We start from the raw sequence: 2404 nt of genomic DNA, 5'->3' as shown, positions 1-2404 counted from the left end.
GCCAATAGTGTTCACCTGTATGTTGGACGGAAGTGCTTCCCTGGCGGAAGAAGGGGAGTCGCCTTTCAGAGAAGAATTTGCTATAAGCCAGACACCACAAGTGGTTTTGGATCATCATGTGAGAGATGATTTGGGCTATTTGAAGGTCTCCTGGGATTACGTTATAGAGATGTTTGACCGACAGAATGTTATGGAAATTTTCGACACATATGTAAAAGGTATAGAGGACTTTATAAACAATGATATTTTTTAGGAGGATAAACATATGCAGGTCAAAGAATTAGAAATTACTTTAGCAGAGGGCGCGAGAATTTATGGAGAATTAGATTCTCCACAGGGAAATGGTCCTTGGAAAACGGTTATTTTATTTCATGGGTCGGGTTCATCGGATCGGCATGCCACGGTTGAAGCCATGGGACAAGTTGTTTCTCGTAATTTCGATCTGATAAGTGAGAGTTTGGTGCAGGCTGGATATGCGGTATTCCGGTATGACAAGAGAGAAAGTTACGATATAAATATAATCATTCAGGATGCTCGGGAAGTAGTGAAGTATGTATCCGGACTCTCTGATGTGAGTGAGATTCTGTTTTATGGCTGGAGTGAAGGTGTGCGGGTATGCGCAACTTTGGTTTCTGAATTCCCGGAAACCAAAGCATTACTCCTCCAATCCGGCATTGCAGAGGGATGGAGTTCTTATTTCGCATATATATTACGGGAGTTGACCGTGGAGAAGTTTGAAGAGTTGGATAAAAATAATGATGGTATTCTAGAAGTTGCGGATTTTGCGAATTGTATGCCAGACTTCACATCGCTTACTTTCTCTTTGTATCTGCTCGTTTTTAATATTGACAAAGATGGAAGCACGAACTTTAATAAAGAACTCGACCCGGAACAAAAGGGAAGTTTTAGCATAAAAGAGAATTGGATGCCGCTGGCGGATGAAATTGTTGCAGATCCGACTACCTTGATTCGATTTGCGGAAAATGCTCCGGGAGAAACCTGGACGGGAATATTGGAAGATATAAAGAAAATCCAGATTCCTATGTTGGTGCTTCACGGACTGAATGACGGCTGGATATCACCGGTAGAATCAGTGCAAATAGCAAAGGTGGCAAGAAATCATGCAGACGTGGTTTTCTTTAAAGGTTTAGGGCATGCGCTTTCTAAAGTGGTTTCTCCGCTGAAGGATGAGGGTGGCGTTATGGAAGAAGAAGCAATTACGGCAATCGTAGATTGGCTCAAAAAGAACATTGGATAAAGTTTGAAAGGGAAATTTATATGTTGGATAATCGATTAGCTTTTACCAAAACAAAAACATTACATGGAAAATTTTATGAAAATGCGCTGGAACATCCGGAGCGAGTTGCACTGATTTATGAGGGGCAAAGGATTTCTTATAGGATATTGCGTGCTTATGCGCTAAGTGCGGCCAATTATATGTCTCAACAAGGTGTGAAAAAAGGAGATAAAGTTGCTGTCATTTTGCCAAGAGGTATTGGACAGATTGCAGCATTATTGGGGATCCTTGCAGTAGGAGCGGCATATGTTCCTATTTCAATAAAGCAACCTTTGGCGCGTCGGGAGAAGATCATAGAAAACGTTAAGCCTGCAATCGTGCTGCAGGATGAAAATTTTTTAAATGAAAAGCCGTGGAATGGCTGCATTGAAAACGATCCGGGGGCCTCGGCTTATGTTATCTATACGTCAGGTTCCAGCGGAGAACCAAAAGGAGTGGATATGAGTCATGCGGCAGCAATGAATACGATAGAAGTAATTCTACATATGTGGGATATTGATGCGAGGGACTCCATATTGAATATATCGGCGTTTGATTTTGATTTGTCAGTGTTTGATATATTTGGACTTTTGAGTGCTGGTGGAACCGTTGTTTTGATTGATGAAAAAGATTATAGGGACCCGGAAGTATGGGGAAAGTTGATCGAGAGTCATGAAATCACAATTTGGAATAGCGCCCCAGCATTGTTAGATATGCTTTTGACACTGGAAAAAAGGAATTGTTATTCTGGAAAATTACGGTTGGCATTGGTTTCAGGAGATTGGATTCCTCTGCATTTGCCAGAGGCATGGTATAAAGTAGCGGCAGAAGGCTCACAATTTGTGGCTTTGGGTGGAGCGACAGAAGGAGGCATCTGGTCTAATTATTATTGTGTTTCGGAAGTAGAAAAGTCGTGGAAATCTATTCCTTACGGAAAAGCATTGCCAGGGCAGAAGTATAGGATTGTAGATGAAAATTTTGAAGAATGTGAAGTTAATGTTCCGGGAGAATTACTAATTGGAGGAGACAGTCTAGCAAGAGGTTATGTTAATGATGAGGAATTGACCAATGGAAAATTCATTATAGATAAGGGGGAACGTTGGTATAGAACGGGGGATTACGGAGTGT

General features: G+C 41.5%; 3 protein-coding genes. All 3 read left to right on the top strand.

Annotated features, from left to right (window positions below; all coding sequences use genetic code 11):
* Window positions 1-253 (top strand): hypothetical protein (locus Q1J64_RS08970; protein ID WP_301108728.1); only part of this gene is annotated, 253 nt, incomplete at its 5' end.
* Between the two features lie 12 nt (window positions 254-265).
* A complete protein-coding gene (locus tag Q1J64_RS08965) occupies window positions 266-1258 on the top strand; it encodes an alpha/beta hydrolase family protein (protein ID WP_301108727.1) in 993 nt (330 codons plus the stop codon).
* A 20-nt stretch (window positions 1259-1278) separates the two neighbouring features.
* On the top strand, window positions 1279-2404 hold a 1126-nt coding region (locus Q1J64_RS08960; RefSeq protein ID WP_301108726.1), incomplete at its 3' end, for an AMP-binding protein.

The organism is Sporosarcina sp., from assembly GCF_029257255.1.
Taxonomy (GTDB): Bacteria; Bacillota; Bacilli; order Bacillales_A; family Planococcaceae; genus Sporosarcina.
Note: the sequence above shows the minus strand (reverse complement) of the source record. Positions and strands in the feature narration are given on the sequence as shown.